Raw genomic sequence first — 22203 nt, 5'->3', positions numbered from 1 at the left:
CTGAATCCGTATAATTTTAAAATGTTTTTGCCATTTCTTCTGCTCGTTCTATGCAGTTCGTCATTGCTTGGTCAACTAACCCACGTAAATCGCCTTCTTCAAGCGTCTCAACTGCGCGAGCAGTCGTGCCACCTTTAGACATAACATTGGTGCGTAACTTCTCTAATGACAGCTGAGGGTTTTGCACGACCATTTGCGCAGCACCTAATGCAGCTTGTTGAGCTAAAGCTCGAGCTGTCTGCTCATCAAGCCCTGTTTTAATGCCGTGTTGGATCATCGACTCAATAAACAAGAAAAAATATGCAGGTGAGCTGCCAGCTAACGCGATAACTTGATTAAGCTCATCTTCAGTTTTTACCCAAACAACTTCGCCACCGGTTTTCATTAGGGTTTCGCAAATTTGTTTATGCTCAGCTGAGATTGAGTCGTCAGCAAATAATCCAGTCATGCCAACACCAATTTGAGTTGGTGTATTTGGCATAGTGCGAATAAGTTTAATTGGTTGCTTAAAGTAATCTTGATAACGCGCTGCAGGAATGCCTGCAGCGATAGTAACTAATAACTTATTGGATAAATCTAAATGACTTAGTTGCTCACACACCATTTGCATTAACTGCGGTTTTACGCTGAGTACTATCACATCTGCATCATCCGCAGCTGCAACATTGTCGTGAGAAACTTGAATACCAAAATCTGCTTTTAGCGCATCTAACTTGCCGACACTTGGGTTCGTTGCGTGAACTCTATCAGCAGGGTATCCGTTGGTCACTAAACCGCTAATGATAGCTCGCGGCATGTTGCCCGCACCGATAAAACATACTTTTGCTTGAGTCATAAGGTTAAATCACTTTTAATTTTATGTACTCGTTGAGTACGTGTAGGAGTCTTATATTTGGGCTTTCATGGCTCATTACAAGGCTGTCATTATAAATTATCCTTCATGAATAACAGCTTAAAAACATAGCCATCACTTGATAAAAGTGTGTTCTTACATTTAAAGCTGACTTTTTAATTAAACGTTTCAAATCTATTAGTCGTTTCAAATCTATTAGTCGTTTCAAAGCTTAAGCTCGTGAACCAAAAATTCCGGTACCAATTCTTACCATGGTTGAACCGTGTTCAATAGCGATAGCTAAGTCGCTGCTCATGCCCATCGAAAGTGTGTCTACACTAAGGTATTGTTGTTTAAGTTCAAGATATAAGTTTTCAAGTTGAGCAAATTCTTGCCTTTGCAAGTTTACATCTTCAGTTGCTGTTGGAATTGCCATTAAGCCGCGCAAAGTAAGATGAGGTAACTTATCAATTATTTGTGCAAGATGTTTAACCTCTTCAGAGCTAACGCCAGATTTACTGGCTTCATTACTGACATTAACTTGGATACACACTTGCAGTGGTAACTTGTCATCAGGTCGTTGCTCATTAAGCCGTGTAGCAATTTTCTCGCGACTTAAGGTATGCATCCAATCAAAGTGCTCAGCAATAATGCGTGACTTATTGGATTGCAGCGGGCCAATAAAATGCCATTCAATATCTGGGTGGCTTTGACTTAAGGCGATGACTTTTTCTTCGCCTTCTTGGACGTAGTTTTCGCCAAAGCATCGCTGACCAGCCTCGTATGCCGCAATGATATCTTCAATGGGTTTAGTTTTACTTACCGCAAGAAGAGTGACTTCTTCACTGTTACGTGAACAATTTTGCGCCGCTTGAGCGATTTGGCTCTGGGCGATTGATATTCGGTCTGCTATTGTTGTCATATTGTTTTTATTTGTTTAAATGGATGTCATTGACCATGGAAATAACTGAGTTACTTGCCTTTAGTGTAAAGCACAATGCCTCGGATCTACACCTTTCAGCAGGCGTATCGCCAATGATCCGTGTAGATGGTGAAGTCAGAAAAATTAATTTACCTGCATTAGATCATCAAGCCGTGCACGGTTTAGTGTATGACATCATGAATGATAAACAACGTAAGGACTTTGAAGAACATTTAGAAATCGATTTCTCGTTTGAAGTTCCTAACCTTGCGCGTTTTCGTGTGAATGCATTTAACCAGTCTCGTGGTGCTGGTGCAGTGTTCCGTACCATTCCAAGTGAAATTTTATCATTAGAGCAACTCGGTGCTCCAGAAATCTTTAAGAAAATATCAAGTTTCCCCCGTGGCCTTGTATTGGTAACAGGCCCTACAGGTTCAGGTAAGTCGACCACGCTAGCGGCAATGGTTGATTATATTAACAATGAACGCCATGATCACATTTTGACCATCGAAGACCCAATAGAATTCGTACATCAAAACAAGCAGTGTTTGGTTAACCAGCGTGAAGTCCATAAACACACTCATGGTTTTGATGCCGCTCTGCGTTCAGCACTTCGTGAAGATCCCGATGTTATTCTTGTAGGTGAGATGCGTGACCTTGAAACTATTCGACTTGCAATGACCGCAGCAGAAACCGGTCACTTAGTATTTGGTACTTTGCATACCACTTCGGCGGCAAAAACCGTTGACCGTATCGTCGATGTATTCCCAGCCGGTGAAAAAGATATGGTACGAACCATGTTATCTGAATCACTTCAGGCAGTAATTTCACAAACTCTGATTAAGAAAGTGGGCGGCGGTCGAGTCGCTGCACATGAAATTATGATGGGCACACCTGCGATTCGTAACTTGATCCGTGAAGATAAAGTCGCACAAATGTACTCAGCAATTCAAACGGGTATGTCACATGGCATGCAAACCCTTGAGCAGTGTTTACAAAATTTAGTGAATCGCGGTTTAATTACCCGTGATGATGCAATGTCTAAAAGCTCGAATAAACAAGCTAACTTTTAAGGGTTAATTGAATGGATGTACGTCCTTTTTTAAAGGTCATGGTTGACCGAAAAGCCTCTGATTTATTTGTGACAGCGGGATTCCCGCCAAGTGCAAAAATTGATGGTGAGCTAAGACCGCTTTCTGAAACCAGTTTTAACCCAGAGCAGTCTTTGGATTTTGTTGAGTCTTTAATGACTGATGTGCAAAAACAAGAGTTTCATGACTCGCGTGAATGTAACTTTGCATTTGCAGCAAAAGATTTAGGTCGATTTCGTGTCAGTGCTTTTTGGCAACGTGAGTCTCCTGGCTGTGTTATGCGCCGCATTGAGACAAAAATACCTGAAGTTGATGATTTAAAGCTGCCACCAATCTTAAAAGACTTAGTCATGAGTAAACGTGGCTTGATTATTATGGTTGGTGGTACAGGTACTGGTAAGTCAACTTCATTGGCATCATTAGTGGGTTATCGAAATGCTCATGCTCGCGGCCACATTTTGACCATTGAAGACCCTGTAGAATTTGTTCACGACCATAGAAAAAGTATTATTACTCAACGTGAAGTTGGTATTGATACTGATTCTTTTGACGCTGCACTTAAAAGCTCACTGCGTCAGGCGCCAGATGTTATTTTGATTGGTGAGATCCGAACTCAAGAAACCATGGAGTTTGCGCTGGCGTTTGCTGAGACAGGTCACTTATGTATGGCAACCTTGCACGCCAACAATGCTAACCAAGCGTTAGATCGTATTATGCATTTGGTACCAGAAAGCAAGCATAATCAATTACTGTTTGACTTATCGCTTAATTTACGTGGCATTGTAGCTCAGCAGCTTGTGGCTAAGTCTGATGGTTCAGGGCGTCGTGCAGCAATTGAAGTTTTGATTAACACCCCTCGTATTGCAAGTTTGATTGCGAAAAATGAGCTGCATTTACTTAAAGAAACCATGAGTAAATCTCGTGAGCAAGGAATGCAAACCTTTGACCAAGCCTTGCTGGATTTATATTTAGAAAAAGAAATCAGCTATGCAGATGCATTACACCATGCTGATTCTCCAAATGATTTACGCTTGATGATTAAACTGCAAACTAATGAAACAAGTGGTTCAGGCTTGATGGATGGCGTGACTTTAGATTTAGGTTAAATTGAGTCTTGACTAAAATTAGTCATATTAAGACTAGAATTAGCCTTAGTGAGATTAAGACCAGATAGTGAATAGCAGTATTTAAAGACCAAAGTGGCTTCACTTTGGTTTTTTTATGGCTGTAACTTATATAGCTTTAACATTACTGTCTAGAAGCTGTGCCTAGAAGCTGTACTAGAAGCTGTACTAGAAGCTGTGACTAGAAGATATGGCTGGAAATATTGAAGTGATTATTTACACTATCGATGATCTGCTTTTATAAGAACAACGTATAATCGATTATATGATTATGATTCGCAAAGTGATTGCTTTGCACATATGAACTTAAGCCGATACCCAAATTATTGGATAACAATCAAAGGGAACATTATGAAAAAGCTTCTATTAACCTCTAGCTTACTTGCTTTAACGAGCTCTTTTTTAGCACCTAGCGTATTTGCAAATAGCTGTCCTGATTATCTAAATGTAGAAGCCAGAAAATTACATTCTGATGAAGTCGTTGACTTGTGTGAGGTGACTAACGGTAAACCGGTATTGATTGTTAACACAGCGAGTAATTGCGGCTTTACGCCTCAGTTTGAAGCGTTAGAAACACTGCATAAAGAATATGAAGATGACCTAGTCGTGATTGGTTTTCCATCTGATGATTTCTTTCAAGAAGAAGATGATGAAGCAAAAACTGCTGATGTTTGTTTCGTCAATTACGGCGTGACCTTTACTATGGTGTCAACATCAGCGGTTAGAGGAAGTGATGTTAACTCTGTATTCGCTTATTTGGGTGACAAGACAGCAGCACCTAAATGGAACTTTTACAAATACTTAGTCAGTGCAGATGGTGAAAGTGTGCAGCAATTCAACTCTCGAGTAAAACCGGATAGCGAAGAACTGAAAAAAGCGATAGAGTCTGTGCTATAAATTTTGCATCGTGAATAAAACTAATTACTTACAATCTAGCTACTTTGTGAGCATTACAAGCCTTGCTCTTTAAATCAGTAATGATGAGAGCGAGTTATAATAATAGTAACTAGTAATACTCACTAATATTAGTAACTAGCAATAGTAACTAGCAATAGTAACTAGCTATAGTGACTAATATTAAGTTTTGAGCATGCGACAGACTTTAGCATCTGAGTGAGTTTAATCGCTCACCCTGTGATGGAATTTTTCGGAGACAGTTTTGTATAAATTTTCTGGTTTAAGTAAAGAAGACGGCCACAAGTCACGCGGTAAAACTGGCGTGTTATTAATGAACTTAGGCACACCTGATGAACCTACACCATCAGCGGTTAGAAGGTATTTAGCTGAGTTTTTAGCTGATCCTCGTGTTGTAGAAATACCCAAGCTAGTTTGGATGTGTATTCTACACGGTATTATTTTACGTGTTCGTCCAGCAAAATCTGCAGCTTTATACAAAGAAGTGTGGACTGAAGATGGTTCCCCTTTGATGGATATCAGCCTTAAACAACAAGGTAAATTAGCAAAGCTATTTGCTGATAATGATGTTGATGCATCGGTGCACTTATCAATGCGTTATGGTAATCCTTCAACGCCTTCTGTACTTCAAAAAATGCATAAAGATGGCATTGATAGAATCGTTGTCTTACCGCTTTATCCTCAATATGCCGCTCCTACAACAGCGTCAGCATTTGACGCGATTGCAAAAGAGCTATGTAAGTGGCGCTATATTCCGGCACTGCACTTTATCAATACCTATCATGACGACCCAACCTTTATTGATGCACTAGCTGAATCAATACAAGCGGATTTTGACCAGAATGGTAAACCTGAAAAACTGGTGTTGTCTTACCACGGCATGCCAGAACGTAATTTACATTTAGGCGACCCATATTATTGTTTTTGTGTAAAAACAACTCGTTTAGTGGTTGAAAAATTAGGTTTAGATGAAAAAGAATATGTGATGACTTTCCAGTCGCGCTTTGGCAAAGCTAAATGGTTGCAGCCATATACCGATGCGACAATGGAAGCATTACCAAAAGAAGGTGTGAATGACATTGCTGTCGTATGTCCAGCATTTAGCGCTGACTGCCTAGAAACACTTGAAGAGATTAAAGGTGAAAACCGAGAAGTGTTTGAACAAGCGGGTGGTGAGAAATTCCGTTATATCGAATGTTTAAATGATAATGATGCCCACATCAATATGATGGCAAACTTGGTTAAGCCTTACCTTTAAGTTTCTGAAGCTAAACATCTTAGCACTTGAATTTAAAGGCTTGTATTTAAAGCTTTATATCTAAAAGATTGTATCTAAAGGTTTGTATCTTAATTCTAGTATCTTAAATTAAAAAAGGAGCCTAAATGGCTCCTTTTTTGTATTGAAATTTCTAGCTAAATTTTTTAATCGGCAAATTGATTTTCAAAGTAGCTCTCAATAATCAGTACAGCAGATACTGCATCCACTTGACCTTTTGTAAGCTTTTTGTATCCGCCGAGCTCAAAAAGACGCGCTTTAGCATCAGTAGTAGTGAGCCTTTCATCCTGTGTCGCGACCTTTACTCCAAAGCGACCACTAACGCGGTTAGCAAACTTTCTCGCGCGCTGAGTCATCTCTTGCTCAGTGCCATCCATATTAAGTGGAAGGCCAACGACGACTAGATCAGGTTGCCATTCCTTAATGATTGCTTCAATGTCATCCCAGTTTGGAATGCCATCATTGGCTTTAATTGCAGAAACTGGCGCTGCGCTGGCTGTTACTTCTTGACCTACAGCCACTCCAATACTTTTAGTTCCAAAATCAAACCCTAAAACGGTTTTTGATTGCATATTTTTGCCTTTAAAAAAACCAGCTGATTAAAACCTAAATGACTGGCATAGAGAAATGTGGGATGCGAATGCATTGCAAGTCGCTAAAAAATAAAATGAGCAAGTAACTAAAATAAGTAACTAAAATAAGTAACTAAAATGAGTAAATAAGTAAATTACTAAAGGTTAAACAACACGTTTTAAACGTTATGAGTGGCCAACTTGAGAAGATATTTGCCAAATATCAAACCCTAACTTTTTCGTCGCCTCAGTCCATAGTTGCTCAACATCCTGACCGAAGAGTAACTCAGAAGTGGCAGGTATAGTTAACCATGTATTATCAGCTAGTTCTTGTTCAAGTTGATCTTTACTCCAGCCTGAGTAACCAAGGGCTACGACAAATTGTTTTGGTGACGCTTTGGTTCCAAGTGAGTTCAGCACATCACGAGAAGTGGTTAACATACAAAAATCACTGATAGACTCACTATTAACCCATTGCTCTTGTGGTGTATGCAGTACAAAGCCTCTATCTGTATCAACAGGTCCACCTAGTAAAACGGGACCTTCGAGATCCAAACTCAGTTCAGACTCATTAGTTAAGCCAATTTGATCCAGTAATTCATCAATAACAATATTGGTAGGGCGGTTGATCATCACACCCATTGCGCCTTTATCATTATGCTCGCAAATATAGATAACAGAGCGCTCGAAGAAAGTATCTTCTAATGAGGGCATAGCAATTAATAGATGACCTTGTAAGCTATCCATAAAAAATCCTTGTGCTTATACGTAAGTTGGATGCTGTTCTAAGCAAGGTATACGTCCGATAAATCAATTGAGCGTAATTATTAACCGCCAGCCAGCTTGACGGTGTAGTTTTGCTTTTCTAATAATGCTTTAATTTTGTCACGGTCATCTGTTTGAACTTCAATATCAAAATCTTTGACAGTGCCGCCACAACCACACTGTTTTTTGAGCTTTTGGGCTAAAGCCTTAAGTTCTTTTGGTGCCAACCCCAAACCTTTTATAACACTAACGCCTTTTCCTTTACGGCCTTTACTGTCTTTATGGATCCTGACAATACCATCACCTTCAGGGGGAGAAGCCTCAACTTTGGGTTGTTCAATTTTACCGCCATCAGTGCTGTAAACTAAGGAAATATTTGGATCAATTCTCATAAAGTAACAAAAGTAAGAAAGTGTTAGTAATAGTTTAGCAAACTAAATGATGCTGCTAAAGAGAACGGTTCAGTAACTTTGAAATGATTTAGGATAAGATATATAAAACTCAATGAGTTATGTTTATTTTCTGAGGTACTCGTATTAAGCTTTCTGTAAATAACCAGAACTAGACACATTTTGTTTATATAATCAGTTGATGATTAAGGTTTACCTAGGTAAGCTAATTATTAATCAGAATATAATCATTAAATAGTAAATGAAAACAACTTGTTTGCTTGTTGCCATTTGGAGTTAATATGAAAAAGCTTTTCGTTGCTGCCGCCGTTTTAGCATTAAGTGCTTGTAGTACACTGAAGACCAGTAGTGACTATGATCCAGCCGTTTCATTTGATCAATACAAAAGCTTTGCTTGGGTAGAAAAGAAAAATGAAGATAGCACCTACCATCTAGATGGTTTAATGGACCAACGAGTGAGAGAAGCAGTTAACTCACAGCTCACCCAAAAAGGTTTGTCAAAAGTAGAAGTAGATCAAGCTGATTTACTGGTTAACTACCTGACCAAGGTCAATAAAAAGATTAATGTAGATACGTTTAATACCAGTTACGGTTATTACCCATACTATGGCCGTCGTGGCTGGGGTGGTGCAGGTATGAACACTCAAACTACGGTTCGTGAGTACGAAGTAGGTACATTGATTGTAGATTTAGTTGATAAGAAAACCGGCAATCTTGTATGGCGTGGCAGTGTAGCTGACACTATTCGTGATCAAAACACACCAGAAGAGCGCGTAGAAATCATCAATCATGCGATTGGTGAAGTGATGATGAACTTCCCACCGAAGCCTGAAGTTAAATAAATTTATTTTGATGCATCTCATTTTGGAAATGTTTGTAGTTTAAGTAGACTTGAAACTTGTTAAAAATGTTTCGTAAATGGTGCTGTAGTTAGCCAACTCGAAAAGAGTTGGCTTTTTTGTTGGAAAATTTTTTCTAATTTGTGAGTATTACATCAATTTTTATGATGCAAAGAGCATTAGAGATATTTTGTGTATTAAATCTCATCAATTGATAAGCATAAACGCTAAAAGCCATTTCTTTACACTTTCACCTTTGCTAAAATCACGAGTCTGGTGATAAAGGAAGTCACCATTGGATTATAAAAGAGTAGCTAAAGATGAAATCATGGTATCTGTTATATTGTAAGCCTCGTAACGAATTACGAGCACAACAAAATTTAGCCATGCAACAGATTGAAAGCTACTTACCTATCATTCAAGAAGAGAAAACATCTCAAGGAAAAACAAAGCTAGTTGAAGTTCCGCTATTCCCTTGTTATTTATTCATTTATTTTGACCCTACAGAAGTGAGTGTTAGCCGCATTCATTCAACTCGCGGTGCTTCAAGAATAATTGGTTGTCGTGAAGATATGACTCCAATTGATGACAGGATCATACAAGGAATAAAAAATCGAGTTCAGCAGCATAAGCCTGAAATTGTTAAAGGATTGCAAAGCGGAGATAAAGTTAAATTTACCGAAGGTCCTTTCGTTGATTTAGAAGCTATTTTCGAAGAAAAAAATGCAGAAAAACGCTGTTTTGTATTGTTTAACATTATGGGGCAGCAAAAGAGAGTTGAGACAGATGTGAAGAGTATCACTCGTTTTATGATTTGAATCCTAATGTCCACTGAAGGATTTAGTCCACTCAGTATGTGAGATATTAGCTATAGTAATTCGAGAGTTAGTATTCGCCATTTCATATTATTGAAGCTTAAGTTATTGTATTTTAATTAGTAAAAACACATTTGTGCTTCTTGAATTCGACATTTGAATATGATTTAAATTTTTACTGTTCTTTTTACACAGTCTAAATTTTTCATTATACCAAACTAGTTATAATAAAAAGAGATTTAGCTCAAACTACTAACTAAACATTAAGCACGTTAGATACTTTAGGGACCGAATCTAAGGGCGGTAGCAAAATTATAGCTAACTCTTTACCAAAATTTAACATGAGTATGTTGCCAAATGATTACAACTTTGAATTATGGAGAATAAATAATGGATTATTTACTCCCGCTGTTAATTAGTTTTGTTCTTTCATTAATTACTATTTTTCTTACTAGACCAATTGCTATTAGAGCGGGATTAGTGGACTTACCTAACGGTGGTAGAAAACTGCACGTGGGAGAAATTCCACTCGTGGGTGGAATTGGGATATATATTTCAATTCTTACAGCTTCAATGATTTTCTTTAGTCATAGTCAGGAATTAAATATTTACTTGGTAGCGGCTGCGATGGTTCTTTTTGTTGGCAGTTTAGATGATCGATATGATTTAAGTGTGAAAGTACGTTTGATTGCTCAGGTGATTATTGCTTCTTTAATGATTTTTGGGACAGAACAGCATTTTACATATTTAGGAAGTATCGTCGGATTAACAAATATAGAGTTAGGCTTTTTAGGCGCTTCTTTTACAATTGTGGCAATTATAGCAGGAATTAATGCTGTCAACATGATGGACGGTATTGATGGGCTTGCTGGCTCGGTTAGCCTGATTGCTTTTAGTAGTATTGCATTTTTACTTCATAGGGCTGACAGTGAATGGGTGTTATTACCTGTTCTGTTTATTCCTGCTTTAATTGCATATTTAATTTTCAATTTAAGCTCACATACTTCTTTTACGAAAGTTTTCATGGGTGACGCAGGAAACATGTTCATCGGTTTGACCATAGTATGGCTAATGGTTATAGGTACTGATGCTTCGGACCCTGCTTTTAGGCCAGTGACAGCTTTATATATTTTTGCAATTCCATTGATGGATATGGCTGCAATAATGTACAGAAGAGTAAATAAAGGAATGTCTCCATTTAAAGCTGATAGAGAACATCTACATCACATTTTTGAGAGAGCAGGTTTTTCAAGAGAGCAAACTTTAATACTTGTTTCTTCTATTGCTGCAACTTTTGCAGTAGTTGGTTGTTTGGCTGAAGTATATAATACACCGGAATGGGTCATGTTTCTGGGATTTGTTGTTGTTTTCCTTTGTTATAGTTTCGCACTACAAAATGTCTGGACTATTATTAAGTTTTTTAGAAAATGATTGAATACTACCAGTATTTAACTTGAGTTACCCTGTGATTACCAACACTATATAAACTACTGAAAATATTAAGAATAATATATGAAATCTTTACCAGTTATATTTTTATTAATTGCAATGCTCACAGCGTGCTCTTCACCACCACCTAGAGTCGAAGCATCCCGAAGTATGATTAAGAATGATCAAGTACTAGAATCATCAGACTTGGTACCAGAAGCTCTTTGGGAACAACTTTCAAATCGAAAAAACAATGAGCTGTACGAATTCAATGATATTAAAATTACATTTGGAAATAAATATTTTTCAGCATTAGGACTTGAGTGCAGAAAAGTTTTTACTTCAGAGGTAACGAATACTAATGATGATAAATTTGAACGAATTATTTGTAAATCTAACTCCTCTGAAGCATGGTATTTAATGTCTAATGTAATCGATAACAAGAATGAAATTAATCTAGGTAATTGAAAAAATGAATAATTTGTCATGTGCGAGATTAGTTATTTTGATATTATTGTTTAATGTTTCAGCTAGTTTCGCTGCTGAGTCTACATTGACAAATAATGAAACTCTAACTGGACAGACGGCGAACACATTTGAATCTCTTCAATCTCAGTCAGTTAATAATAACACCAATAATCTTGGTAGCTACCAACAACAATCAAGACAGGGTCTTCTGTTGCCTGGAGAAAGTGATGTTTCAACATTACTTCCTGTAGGAGAGGTTGATTTGCCGCCTCCTTTTGGCGCAAATTTATTTGCTGGCGGTTATGAAACTGAACGCTTAGATGGATTGAATGAAGACTATTTAGTCGCACCAGGAGATAAAATATCGATTAAACTTTGGGGTGCAGTTTCTATTTCAGAAGTTTTAACTGTTGATTCTCAAGGTAATATTTTTATATCAAACATTGGTCCCGTGACGGTAAAAGACGTCAAGGCTAGTAACTTAAATGAGGTTGTTACCAATAGAATCAGGACTACCTATAAAGATTCAGTTCAAATATACGTTAACTTATTAACATCAACACCAGTAAGTATTTTTATTACCGGTAATGTCGTCAGGCCTGGACAGTATGCAGGTTTAGCATCAGATAGCCTTCTGTACTTTTTAAAGCGTGCAGGTGGAATTGATTCGCAACGAGGCAGTTATAGAGATGTAAAAGTACTCAGGAACAATAAGTTAATACATGAAATTGATTTATATGAATTCATGGTGAAAGGTTTCTTGCCATCGTTTAATTTTAAAGATAGAGATGTCATCTTAGTTTCAAAGCAAAGAGCCTCTGTCGTTGTTGCAGGAAGCGTAAGGTATCCATTTAAATTTGAATTGAAAGAAGAATTAGCTTCTGGAAATGAAGTAATTGGTTACGCAAGGCCATTAGCCAAAGTAAGTCACGTAGGTGTCATTGGCGATCGTAGCACTGGCCCATTTTCCCGTTATATGTCTTTTAAAGAATTTGAAAACTTTACGCTAAGTGATGGTGATAAGTTGTTCTTTAATGATGACCTGAGAGCACAGGTTATCGATATACAAGTGTCTGGAAGCTATTTAGGCCCTTCATATTTTGCTGTGAAAAAAAATACGAGATTACACGATTTATTAGCGAATATCCCAGTAGAAGAGGATCAAACTAATTTTCATAATGTATACATACAACGACAAAGTGTTGCATTAAAACAAAAACAAATGATTGATGACTCACTAAACCGGTTAGAGAGAAGTGTTTTTACTGCTCCTGCATCATCAGATGGAGAAGCTCGAATTCGTGCAGAAGAAGCACGAATGGTACTTGAATTCACTAAGCGAGCAAGACTTGTTCAACCTTTAGGTAAGGTTATTGTTTCTGATTCAAACAAAGTAGCAAATGTTTTACTGGAGACGGGGGATATTGTATTCATCCCATCAAAAACCGATTTAATTCATATTGGTGGTGAAGTTATTATGCCACAAGCTGTAGTGTTTAATGATGAAGCCGTTTTAACTGATTACATAGCCTGGGCCGGTGGTTTTTCTGAAAGAGCTGACTATGAACAAATTATGGTTATCAGACAAAATGGCATGATTGAAATGAATGCTAGTACAAATCTTCAGGCGGGTGATCAAATCTTGGTATTACCTAAGGTTGATGCCAAAATTATGCAATCAGTGAAAGATGTTACGCAAATAATATATCAAATTGCTGTAGCTGCAAACGCGATAAATTAGCATTTACGGTTTTGAATAATCTACATTTAGAATTTGTTGAGTAATTATGGCATTTGTTAAACAGCGAACATTATTAAACGTATGGACTGATGTTATATTTGCGATTTTTTTACGTGAAATAAAAAGTAAGTTTAGCGATAAATTAGGGGTCAGCTGGGCTGTTGCTCAGCCAGTTTCGTTTATTTTTGTATTATCCTATATCCGTGGAAGTATCGACGGTGGAGATACTCATACACTTCCAACCTTCGTATTCATGCTATATGGGATGATATGCATTCAGTTATTTTTAACTACATTGACTTCAACCTCAGGCAGTATAAAGAAAAATAAACAGCTTTTTACTTTTAGGCAGGTTCAGCCTATAGCATCAGTTATTGCAGTTGCATTATTTGAATTGATTAATAAAGTTGCTGTTATCGGTGTCTTAGCAATTATCATGTACCTTTTTAAAATTGAGATTCTAATTTATGATCCTCTCAGAATTTTAGCTTATTTGATATGTATCTGGCTGTTAGCGACTAGTATAGGGATGCTTTTTGCCTTAGTTAGGGCTTTTATTCCTGAAACAGATAAAATCAGAACGTTATTGCAGCGTCCGTTATTTTTTATTTCAGGCGTATTTTTTAGTCTTCAAGATTTACCTGAAAAAATATGGATTTTTTTTCAATGGAATCCTATTTTACATGCAATTGAGTTATCGAGATTTGCAGCATATCCAGGTTACAATGCATTAGGTGTCAGTGAGCTTTATTTATTTCTAGTAACGATTACATTGACGTTTTTTTCCTTATGCTGCTACACCTTAAGCTGGAAGCAAGCAATTAGTCGTTAAGTAGAAACCATGAATTATCATAATAATGAAGAGACATATTCAAAGTGAATAATGCTGAAGAAAATAAAATAGATACATCTGAATCAAAAAAGGTTTCGGTTAAGTCATCTTTTTCAGTTTTTAATGACAAAGTGTCAAGTATAAAAATGAAGATGGCCAGTAATAGCTATTTAAAACATATAATTACTCCACTCGGACTATTCGTTCTACTTCCAATATTAGTTTATTCTTTTTATCAAATTACTTGGGCCAGTCCAAGATTTGAAAGTCAAATGCAATTGATAGTTCAACAGCCAGATGGCATGTCAACTTTAGATCCAAGTATGGCATTACTAACAGGCTTAGGGGCAACTTCTACCAATAGTGATACTCAAATAGTGCAGTCATTCATCAATTCTAATGACATGCTTAGTTATCTAGATGAAAAGATATCATTAAGAGAGCACTTTGAAAGTAATGAGGCGGATGTATTTAGTAGATTGTTTAGTTGGCAATCTAAAGAAGATTTTTCTCAATACTATAAATCAATGGTTGAAGTTTCTATAGACGAAAAATCCGCAATTATTACTGTAAAGGCACAAGGGTTTAATTCTGAGTTTGCAACGTTATTAGCTACAGAGATTGGTAATAAAGCTGAGTGGTATATCAATGATATTGGACACCAATTGGCAGATGCTCAACTGGCCTTCATCAAACAGGAACATCTTTCAGTTGAAACAAGGTTGATCACAGCGCAAACAGAATTGTTATCATTTCAGCAAAAATATAACCTCTTGAACCCTGAAGAAGAAGGTAAAGCATTAGCTCAGATAGTGTATGGGATTGAAGCTCAAATAGCATCTAAAAATACTGAGTTAACTACTTTAAAAGGGGTTATGAGCGACGTAGCTCCTCAAATCATTAATATTGAAAATCAAATCAAGGCTTACCAAGAACAGCTTCGATTTGAAAAAGATCGACTTACTCAGCAAAATAATACAGATGCTGGGGACTTATCGGTTAGCCAAGTTTTAGCAAAGTTTTCTGATTTAAAAATTGAACTTGAGCTAGCAATAAAAGGCTTTGCTTCATCTACAATCTCAATGGAAAAATCTAGAGTAGAAGCATATAGACAACTAAAATACCTGATACAAATTGAGAGTCCAACTGAACCTGAAGATAATCAATACCCTAAGGTGATGTATAATATTGCTCTGCTAAGTGTAATATTATTTTTATTATATGGCATTGGTAGAATAGTGTTGTCTACCTTTAACGAGTTAAAGTAAAGAGTAAAGAGTAAAGTAAATGTTTAAAAGAATTCTGAGAGCTGTTGGTTTATTTGAGATAACTAAAAAAGTTTATTATAAGGTTTTTAATCGCGGTAAAGTAAAAACTGTAGCTAGAAGGAACTCTTCAAGGAAGGTTTCAAGAAAAAAAGTAAGTTATGCGCCTCAATACAGTTTGATTACAAGAATTTCAATGAATATGTTTTCAAAAGAAAACATTGATTCAGTTATTTATTTTTCAGATGGTGTTGAAAAAATTTATCAATTAAAACAATGGTTACCGACTGTTAAAGTGATTAATGAGAGTATCAATTTTACTATATTAGTAAGAAGTTACAAAGTGTATGAACTTTTACTGTCTGAAAAAACACCACTAGATATCAGGTACATACACACAATAGATGATTTAATCGCTTTTTATGAAAAGAAAAACATTAAATCAGTTTTGTACGTGAACAATGGCTACAAAAACTTTCAATCGCTAATTTATAATAAAGCTTATCATATTCACATTAACCACGGTGAAAGTGAGAAGTCGTGCATGTACTCAAATCAAGCTAAAGCTTATGATTTTGTGTTTACAGCAGGTAAAGCTGGAACAGATAGGTATAAGAATAATTTAATTCGTTGTCCAGAGGATAACTTCGTAGAAATTGGAAGACCTCAGATTGAATACATTGAAGATTCAACTACTATACTTGAAGAGGAACGCATAAAAGTCATGTACGCACCAACCTGGGCTGCTACTCATGAATCTATGAACTATTCCTCAATTGCTAAGTATGGTGAGACAATAGCTGAACGTCTTTTGAATGATGAACGTTATCAACTAATTTACAAGCCTCACCCTGCTGTTGGAACAACATGTGAAATGGAGAAGCAAGCTCATCTAAAAATTATTCAAATGATAAACGAAGATGAAAATGCGCTTTATGATACACAAGAGAGCACTGAATCTTTCTTTAATTTAGTCGATATTGCTATATTTGATAATACTTCTGTTGCTATTGATTATCTTTCTTTTGATAAACCATTCTTAGCGACTGATTTTTTTAATTCAGGTATACCAAAATTTGTTGAAGGTGGTTACTTGTTGAAAGATGAAGACTATCAAAATATCGAACAGCTAATTTTAGATCAAGTTAATGGCGATCTATTAAGTGGTACTCGTCAAATTATCAAAAATTATTACCTTAGTAATATTGGTACGGCTACAGAAGAAATGACAACAAAACTAATTGAGCTGAATGGTCAGTTAACAGCTGAGTAATGAGTAAAGATTTATTATCTTGGAGCAGTTATGAAAATCAGTATAATTATGCCTATGTACAATGCTTCAGAATATATTCTGAATTGTATTGACTCGATTAAATCACAAACAGAAAAAGATTTTGAGTTGATAATTGTAAATGACGGTTCTACTGATAACTCTGTCGAAATCGTGGAAATGCATTGTAGCGAGTTTGATTTAAAACTTATACATCAAGCTAACTCTGGTGCAAGTGCTGCCAGAAATGTAGGCCTAAAACTAGCGAAAGGTGAATTCATCTGCTTTGTAGATTCCGATGATGTACTGACACCAACAGCTTTGAGTGATCTATATCTGCGAATTAAAGAGTCTGATAGTGATCTTGTCATTGGTAGAAGAGGCTGGATTATAGATGATGTGTACGAACCAAACCTTGAGTTAGATTCAAAAGTATTCAGTCATGAAATTACAAATTGTAATGTTTATGAATACCCAGTGTTGTTAAATGTTATTGCTGTACATTCTAAACTGTATCGAACCCAATTCTTAATTGATAATGAACTCACTTTTAAAGAAGGAATAAGTTCAGAAGACTTTATTTTCTCTTACCAAGTTGCTTTGTTAACTGACAAAATTTCCACTTTTATAAAAAATGAAGTTTACTATTACCGTAGGCGAAGTGGTGTCAGCAAATCAATCACTCAAGAAAGGCTGAGTGAATATAATTTGAAAAGCCGATTTATACAAATGGATGAGACATACAGAATCTCTCAAACTGAAAGAGGTAAATACTTATTTACTCGAAATGAGGTAAGATTAAACTTTCAACACAGACTCGTTAGACATATAAGAGAAATAGTGTTAAATGATGAAACTTCAATAAATGCATTTGATTTAATCAAAGATTATGTAAAAGTTAATATTGAGCTAATCAATAAACAATGTAGTTCTGAATATATAAAACTTTATAGGTTGATATTAGATAACCAAATTGAATGGGTAATAGATTATGTTCAGCTGTTAGAGTTGAAGAAAGAAATAAATTCATTAAAAACAACAAAAAATAAACTAAAATAACTTACCAAACTCTAGGATTTTAAATGAAAATTTTAACATATGGCACTTTTGATCTATTTCACATTGGTCATTTAAACCTATTACGTCGCTCTAAAGCCTTGGGTAACCACTTAACTGTTGCAATCTCTACAGATGAGTTCAACCTTGAATCAAAAAGTAAAGTCTGTGCACAACCATATTATGAAAGAGCAGAAATTGTTGGCAGCATTAAATATGTCGACGAAGTTATTGCAGAAACAAATTGGGATCAAAAAATAAAAGATGTTGTTGAGAATAACATTGATGTTTTTGTAATAGGAGACGATTGGGAAGGTAAGTTTGACTTCTTGAAAGAGTATTGTGAAGTCGTATATCTGCCAAGAACTGAAGGTGTCTCGACGACAGAAAGAAAAAATGAAATAATTAGTAAGTTTAGTTAATGTATAAATCATTTTTGAGGAAGGTATTAAATTTATTTGACGTTTGCCTTCCTAAAAAGTCTCGAGTTTGTTTTTTTATCACTGCAAGGACTTGTTGGGATCCCAATCAACAAATACTTTATACAAAGTATAAAGATAGATTTGAAGTAATTGTGGTTGATGGAAATCATGTATCCAGCTCTAAGCCTTTAAGAAGTTTAAAGTGCTTTTATAACATTTATCGTTCTAAAGTTATAATTTTTGATCATAGTTTGCCAATGGGCCTAACCAAGGGTAATCATTACTGTATAAATGTCTGGCATGGTAGCCCGATTAAAAATATTCGATGTTTACTTAAAGAACGATTTTCAAAAGACTTTCTTGATTATCAATCAAACGTTACAGATCTAATATTATCGAACTCAGATTTTGATTCAGTTCAAATGCAGAAGTGTTTTAATGTTAGTGATGACAAGCTATTAGCTTCAGGTTTGCCACGTAATATTTATACGACTTGTAACGAAACTGAATTAAAAAAGATCGACCTATACGATGACAATACTCAAATAAGGAACATTATTCAGGGATTTGAAAAAACTTTGTTGTGGGCTCCTACATATAGAGGCGATAGCCATCAATTTAATGATCCATTAAATTTAACCAAAGAAGAAATCAGTTATTTACATCAATACTTGATAAGTCAAAACATTTTGCTACTAGTGAGGTATCATAAGTTCTCATCATGTAGTGATGATTCATTTTTTAAACACCCTCATATAGTCGATGTTAGTAGCATAAAAAATCAGAATATTTTATTGAGATATACTGATTCATTAATCACCGACTATTCAAGTATTTGGGTCGATTATTTATTAAAGAGAAAACCAATTGTTTTTTATTGCCCTGATCTAGATGATTACAAAGAAAATCATGGATTTATTAATGATTTTGAAATTTCTATTCCATCTAAAGTGCACAATAATTTCATTGAAACATTAAGCTATTTGTCGAGCTATACTGAATTAAATGATTCTAAACAATATAATAAACTATATAACAGATATCATTTTAATAACGATGCAAATCTTGCTGTTGCAGAAATTGAACACAGAATTATGACGAATTATTAAACCTTTTACGTTTAATCTGTTTTTATTTTTTCAATGATTGATTTGCAAGTGTTTTTTTTCAAGCTGACAAAAAAATCAACAGTTTGTTTGTCTGTGATAGATTGGATGAGATCATTCACTTCATCGTTAAAAAAATCATGATATGTGTTTAAGTACTGCTTATTAATTCCTCTACTATCAATATAGCTCTTTAAGTTATGTCCAAAAAGATATACTTCTTTATCAATTGAAGCGTCAACAAGTAGGCTGGAAAAGTCACTTATAAAAATATCTGATGATAACAAATGTTGTTCTACAGTATCTTCCTTTGCCACCAACATAAAATTATCAGTTTCAATGATATTTATATTTTTTTCTAGGGGATGCAGTTTCACGAGTAATTGGTAGTTATTCTTTGAAAGAAACTCTTGAAATGCTTCACTACTGAGTTTTTTTAGGTTAATAACTGTACTGTTATCAGTATGCCAAGTAGGTGCATATAGTATTGTAACGATTGACGCTGGTTTATTTCTAATACTATGTCCTGGTCTAGCTTTGTCGAATCTAGGCCAGCCAGTGTTAACTACTTTGTGAGAAGGGAGCGAAAATGATTGAGAAAGAATTAATTCAGTTGCTTTATCGTGACTGAACACATACTTATATTGGTCAAATCGGGTGATTAATAACTTGGCTATAACACTTTTTATAATAGGCATAGAGGAAGGAAATGTTTCAGGTGAGAGTAATCCAAGCTTTTTAATTGGCCAACCATGCCAAAGTTGATATTTATCTCTGCCAAATGAAGGCACTAACGGAGAAATGTCTGATGAACCGGTTGCGTAAACAAACTTTTTGGCTACCAGGGTGTAAAATATACCTTTCAAACTATATTTATAGTAAAATTTGTCCTTATACAAAGTATCCACATTTATTGTTTTATTTTGAACGATCCAAATAGCATTAATTTCAGAATAATGCTGCTGAACGTACTTAAAAACATATTTTGAATTGTCTGTATAACCATGTATATGCCCAAATACCCATACATTGCGCGATACAGGGATAATAGAACAAAGTAGATTTATTGGTAGTAAAATTAGGTATCTAAATATCTGAAAAATTAATCTAATTTTACTATTTTTAAAAAAAGACAAAGTGTGCCTCACCCATATAAGTTACAGAATAATAATGAAAAAAATCATAATAACCTCTAATACCTCATGGTTTGTTTATAATTTCTTTAAAGCCAGTATTATAGAGTTCTTGAAAGCTGGACACAAAGTTTATGTGATCGCACCGTTAGACAAATTTTCAATAAAAATAGAAAAATTAGGCTGCATATATCATGAAATTGAAATTGACCGTGCCGGTGCCAATGTCGTTTCTGAGCTCAAAACATTTACAGGACTATACAGTTGCATTAAAAAAATAAACCCGGATGTAGTGCTAAATTTCACACCTAAGATGAACATATACTCAACATTAGTATCAAGACTCCAAGGTGTTAAGGTCATTAACAGTGTCGCTGGTTTGGGATCAATTTTTACCGAGAAAGGGATCAAGTCTTCACTTGGCAAAATGTTACTCAAATTAACTCAACCGCTAGCACATCATGTCGTATTTCAAAACATGGAAGATTGGGATATCTATCTCTCAAATGGCTTAGTAAATAAATTGAATAGTTCACGTGTTTACGGAATCGGTTTAGATTTGAAATCATTTCCGTTGCATCAATCCAAAGATGATCAATGTGTCAGGTTCATTCTCGTTGCTAGAATGCTTAAAACAAAAGGTGTGTTACAGTTTGTAGAAGCTGCTGAGCAAGTTGCAACGTTTTTAATTAAACGTGATACAAACGCGATTGATAAGGTTAAATTACAGTTTTCTTTACTTGGGTTTGTTGATGAACAAAATCCTCAAAGAATATCTCATGAAGCATTGTCAGAAATAGATAAAAACTCTGTTGTTGATTATCTTGGTGAAACAGATGATGTTTATTCGATTGTAAAAGAGCAAGATTGTGTTGTTTTACCATCTTTTTATCGTGAAGGTTTACCTCAATGCTTAATTGAAGCTTGCTCAATGGGGAAACCAATTATTACCACAAATAATGTAGGTTGTAGAGATACTGTAGATGATGGTGTTAATGGATATTTGGTGCCACCAAAAGGCATTGAAGAGCTGGCAAATGCAATGATAGAAATCATTGACATGGGTCATCATAATAGACTTGAAATGGGCAGGTTAGGTAGAGCTAAAGCTGAGGAACAATTTTGTCATTTAAAAGTGTCCAGGCATTACCTAGATTTGATTAATACAATTTAACGTTAAACAACACTGCAGTTAAGATATTAAATAGAAATGATAAAATTACATAATTTGACTAAATACTATCCGTCAGAGTTGGGCAATCAATACATTTTTAAAAATATTGATTTTACGATTCCTAGTGGCCATAACATTGCTTTATTAGGCTCTAACGGTGCAGGTAAATCAACTTTATTTAGAATGTTAGCCGGAAGCGAATATCCCAATTCCGGCTCAGTCATTACGGACCAAAAGTTATCTTGGCCAGTTGCTTTGGCGACAGGTATTCATAAAGAAATGACTGGCCGTGAGAATACGCGTTTTATTGGCCGTGTTAATGGTGTGTCCGATTTATCTGAGTATGAAGAGAAGGTAAAGAAATTCGCAGCTTTAGGTGTAAAATATGATTTACCAGTAAAAAGTTATTCTAGTGGGATGCGCTCAAGGTTAGCTTTTGGTTGTTGCATATCAATTGATTTTGATATTTATCTTATTGATGAAGCGACATCAGTTGGTGATCAAAAATTTAGAAAAAAAGCCAAAGCGTCATTGCTTGCAAGAAGTAAGGCTGCCAATGTCATAATGGTTAGCCACGATATGAAAGAAATAAAAGAGTTTTGTGACAGTGCAATTATCTTACATGATGGGAAATTAACCTTTTATGATGATTTACAGAAAGCGTTACAAATATATGAAGAGTTATAGCGTAAATTTGTAGTGCTTTTTTAATGACTCTTAATTTTATTGCTTACCTGCTTACCTGCT

At 35.5% G+C, this 22203-nt stretch carries 23 protein-coding genes; 17 read left to right on the top strand and 6 right to left on the bottom strand.

The window, feature by feature from the left end; translation table 11 throughout:
- Nucleotides 1-16: 16 nt before the first annotated feature.
- On the bottom strand, nt 17-835 hold the full coding sequence (gene proC / locus BCU84_RS13785; protein ID WP_102528659.1) for a pyrroline-5-carboxylate reductase: 819 nt from the start codon (nt 833-835) through the stop codon (nt 17-19).
- Nucleotides 836-1064: 229 nt separating this feature from the next.
- Complete coding sequence (locus BCU84_RS13780) at nt 1065-1754, bottom strand: YggS family pyridoxal phosphate-dependent enzyme (protein WP_102528658.1); 690 nt, start codon at nt 1752-1754, stop codon at nt 1065-1067.
- Nucleotides 1755-1789: 35 nt separating this feature from the next.
- Between BCU84_RS13780 and BCU84_RS13775 the strand changes: the two genes are divergently transcribed.
- From BCU84_RS13775 to hemH, 4 genes are all read left to right on the top strand, one after another.
- Nucleotides 1790-2827: a type IV pilus twitching motility protein PilT gene (locus BCU84_RS13775; protein ID WP_102528657.1), complete on the top strand. Its 1038-nt coding sequence runs from the start codon at nt 1790-1792 to the stop codon at nt 2825-2827.
- A gap of 11 nt (nt 2828-2838) precedes the next feature.
- Nucleotides 2839-3951: a PilT/PilU family type 4a pilus ATPase gene (locus tag BCU84_RS13770; RefSeq protein ID WP_102528656.1), complete on the top strand. Its 1113-nt coding sequence runs from the start codon at nt 2839-2841 to the stop codon at nt 3949-3951.
- A gap of 369 nt (nt 3952-4320) precedes the next feature.
- Nucleotides 4321-4866: a glutathione peroxidase gene (locus tag BCU84_RS13765; protein ID WP_102528655.1), complete on the top strand. Its 546-nt coding sequence runs from the start codon at nt 4321-4323 to the stop codon at nt 4864-4866.
- 262 nt (nt 4867-5128) lie between these two features.
- Complete coding sequence (hemH, locus tag BCU84_RS13760) at nt 5129-6142, top strand: ferrochelatase (RefSeq protein WP_102528654.1); 1014 nt, start codon at nt 5129-5131, stop codon at nt 6140-6142.
- Nucleotides 6143-6306: 164 nt separating this feature from the next.
- Here hemH and ruvX read toward each other — a convergent pair whose 3' ends face one another.
- The 3 genes from ruvX to yciH all read right to left on the bottom strand — a co-directional run bounded on the left by ruvX (nt 6307) and on the right by yciH (nt 7889).
- A complete protein-coding gene (gene ruvX / locus BCU84_RS13755; RefSeq protein WP_102528653.1) occupies nt 6307-6732 on the bottom strand; it encodes a Holliday junction resolvase RuvX in 426 nt (141 codons plus the stop codon).
- A gap of 186 nt (nt 6733-6918) precedes the next feature.
- On the bottom strand, nt 6919-7479 hold the full coding sequence (locus BCU84_RS13750) for a YqgE/AlgH family protein (RefSeq protein WP_102528652.1): 561 nt from the start codon (nt 7477-7479) through the stop codon (nt 6919-6921).
- A gap of 80 nt (nt 7480-7559) precedes the next feature.
- Nucleotides 7560-7889, bottom strand: coding sequence for a stress response translation initiation inhibitor YciH (yciH, locus tag BCU84_RS13745; RefSeq protein ID WP_102528651.1), 330 nt, complete (start codon nt 7887-7889; stop codon nt 7560-7562).
- A 299-nt stretch (nt 7890-8188) separates the two neighbouring features.
- Here yciH and BCU84_RS13740 point away from each other — a divergent pair, with 299 nt between their 5' ends.
- The 11 genes from BCU84_RS13740 to BCU84_RS13690 all read left to right on the top strand — a co-directional run bounded on the left by BCU84_RS13740 (nt 8189) and on the right by BCU84_RS13690 (nt 19152).
- Nucleotides 8189-8749 carry a DUF4136 domain-containing protein gene (locus tag BCU84_RS13740; RefSeq protein WP_102528650.1) on the top strand — a complete coding sequence of 187 codons (561 nt, stop codon included), beginning with the start codon at nt 8189-8191 and terminating at the stop codon, nt 8747-8749.
- Nucleotides 8750-9066: 317 nt separating this feature from the next.
- The gene (gene rfaH / locus BCU84_RS13735) at nt 9067-9564 is read left to right on the top strand and encodes a transcription/translation regulatory transformer protein RfaH (protein ID WP_102528649.1); all 498 of its coding nucleotides are present in this window, start codon (nt 9067-9069) and stop codon (nt 9562-9564) included.
- A gap of 387 nt (nt 9565-9951) precedes the next feature.
- Nucleotides 9952-10992: a UDP-N-acetylglucosamine--undecaprenyl-phosphate N-acetylglucosaminephosphotransferase gene (wecA, locus tag BCU84_RS13730; protein WP_102528648.1), complete on the top strand. Its 1041-nt coding sequence runs from the start codon at nt 9952-9954 to the stop codon at nt 10990-10992.
- 81 nt (nt 10993-11073) lie between these two features.
- Complete coding sequence (locus tag BCU84_RS13725; protein ID WP_102528647.1) at nt 11074-11457, top strand: hypothetical protein; 384 nt, start codon at nt 11074-11076, stop codon at nt 11455-11457.
- A gap of 4 nt (nt 11458-11461) precedes the next feature.
- The gene (locus BCU84_RS13720; protein ID WP_102528646.1) at nt 11462-13198 is read left to right on the top strand and encodes a polysaccharide biosynthesis/export family protein; all 1737 of its coding nucleotides are present in this window, start codon (nt 11462-11464) and stop codon (nt 13196-13198) included.
- Between the two features lie 46 nt (nt 13199-13244).
- Nucleotides 13245-14030 carry an ABC transporter permease gene (locus tag BCU84_RS13715; RefSeq protein WP_102528645.1) on the top strand — a complete coding sequence of 262 codons (786 nt, stop codon included), beginning with the start codon at nt 13245-13247 and terminating at the stop codon, nt 14028-14030.
- A gap of 44 nt (nt 14031-14074) precedes the next feature.
- Nucleotides 14075-15298, top strand: a complete 1224-nt coding sequence (locus BCU84_RS13710) for a lipopolysaccharide biosynthesis protein (RefSeq protein WP_241906437.1) — start codon at nt 14075-14077, stop codon at nt 15296-15298.
- Between the two features lie 19 nt (nt 15299-15317).
- Nucleotides 15318-16568 (top strand): CDP-glycerol glycerophosphotransferase family protein, encoded by a 1251-nt coding sequence (locus BCU84_RS13705; protein ID WP_102528644.1) that lies wholly within the window; start codon nt 15318-15320, stop codon nt 16566-16568.
- Nucleotides 16569-16598: 30 nt separating this feature from the next.
- Nucleotides 16599-17624 carry a glycosyltransferase gene (locus BCU84_RS13700; RefSeq protein ID WP_102528643.1) on the top strand — a complete coding sequence of 342 codons (1026 nt, stop codon included), beginning with the start codon at nt 16599-16601 and terminating at the stop codon, nt 17622-17624.
- A gap of 23 nt (nt 17625-17647) precedes the next feature.
- Nucleotides 17648-18043, top strand: coding sequence for a glycerol-3-phosphate cytidylyltransferase (gene tagD, locus BCU84_RS13695; protein WP_102528642.1), 396 nt, complete (start codon nt 17648-17650; stop codon nt 18041-18043).
- A complete protein-coding gene (locus BCU84_RS13690; protein ID WP_102528641.1) occupies nt 18043-19152 on the top strand; it encodes a CDP-glycerol glycerophosphotransferase family protein in 1110 nt (369 codons plus the stop codon). Before tagD ends, BCU84_RS13690 begins: the two co-directional genes overlap by 1 nt.
- Before the next feature lie 11 nt (nt 19153-19163).
- Here the strand turns inward: BCU84_RS13690 and BCU84_RS13685 are convergent, their stop codons facing one another.
- Nucleotides 19164-20285 (bottom strand): CDP-glycerol glycerophosphotransferase family protein, encoded by a 1122-nt coding sequence (locus BCU84_RS13685; protein WP_157936225.1) that lies wholly within the window; start codon nt 20283-20285, stop codon nt 19164-19166.
- Nucleotides 20286-20319: 34 nt separating this feature from the next.
- Between BCU84_RS13685 and BCU84_RS13680 the strand changes: the two genes are divergently transcribed.
- On the top strand, nt 20320-21456 hold the full coding sequence (locus tag BCU84_RS13680; RefSeq protein WP_102528639.1) for a glycosyltransferase family 4 protein: 1137 nt from the start codon (nt 20320-20322) through the stop codon (nt 21454-21456).
- 36 nt (nt 21457-21492) lie between these two features.
- A complete protein-coding gene (locus tag BCU84_RS13675) occupies nt 21493-22143 on the top strand; it encodes an ABC transporter ATP-binding protein (protein WP_102528638.1) in 651 nt (216 codons plus the stop codon).
- Nucleotides 22144-22203: the final 60 nt, after the last annotated feature.

It is taken from the genome of Shewanella sp. 10N.286.51.B7 (genome assembly GCF_002873615.1).
Classification (GTDB): domain Bacteria; phylum Pseudomonadota; class Gammaproteobacteria; order Enterobacterales; family Shewanellaceae; genus Shewanella; species Shewanella electrodiphila.
This window is presented reverse-complemented; position numbering and strand designations above follow the sequence as displayed.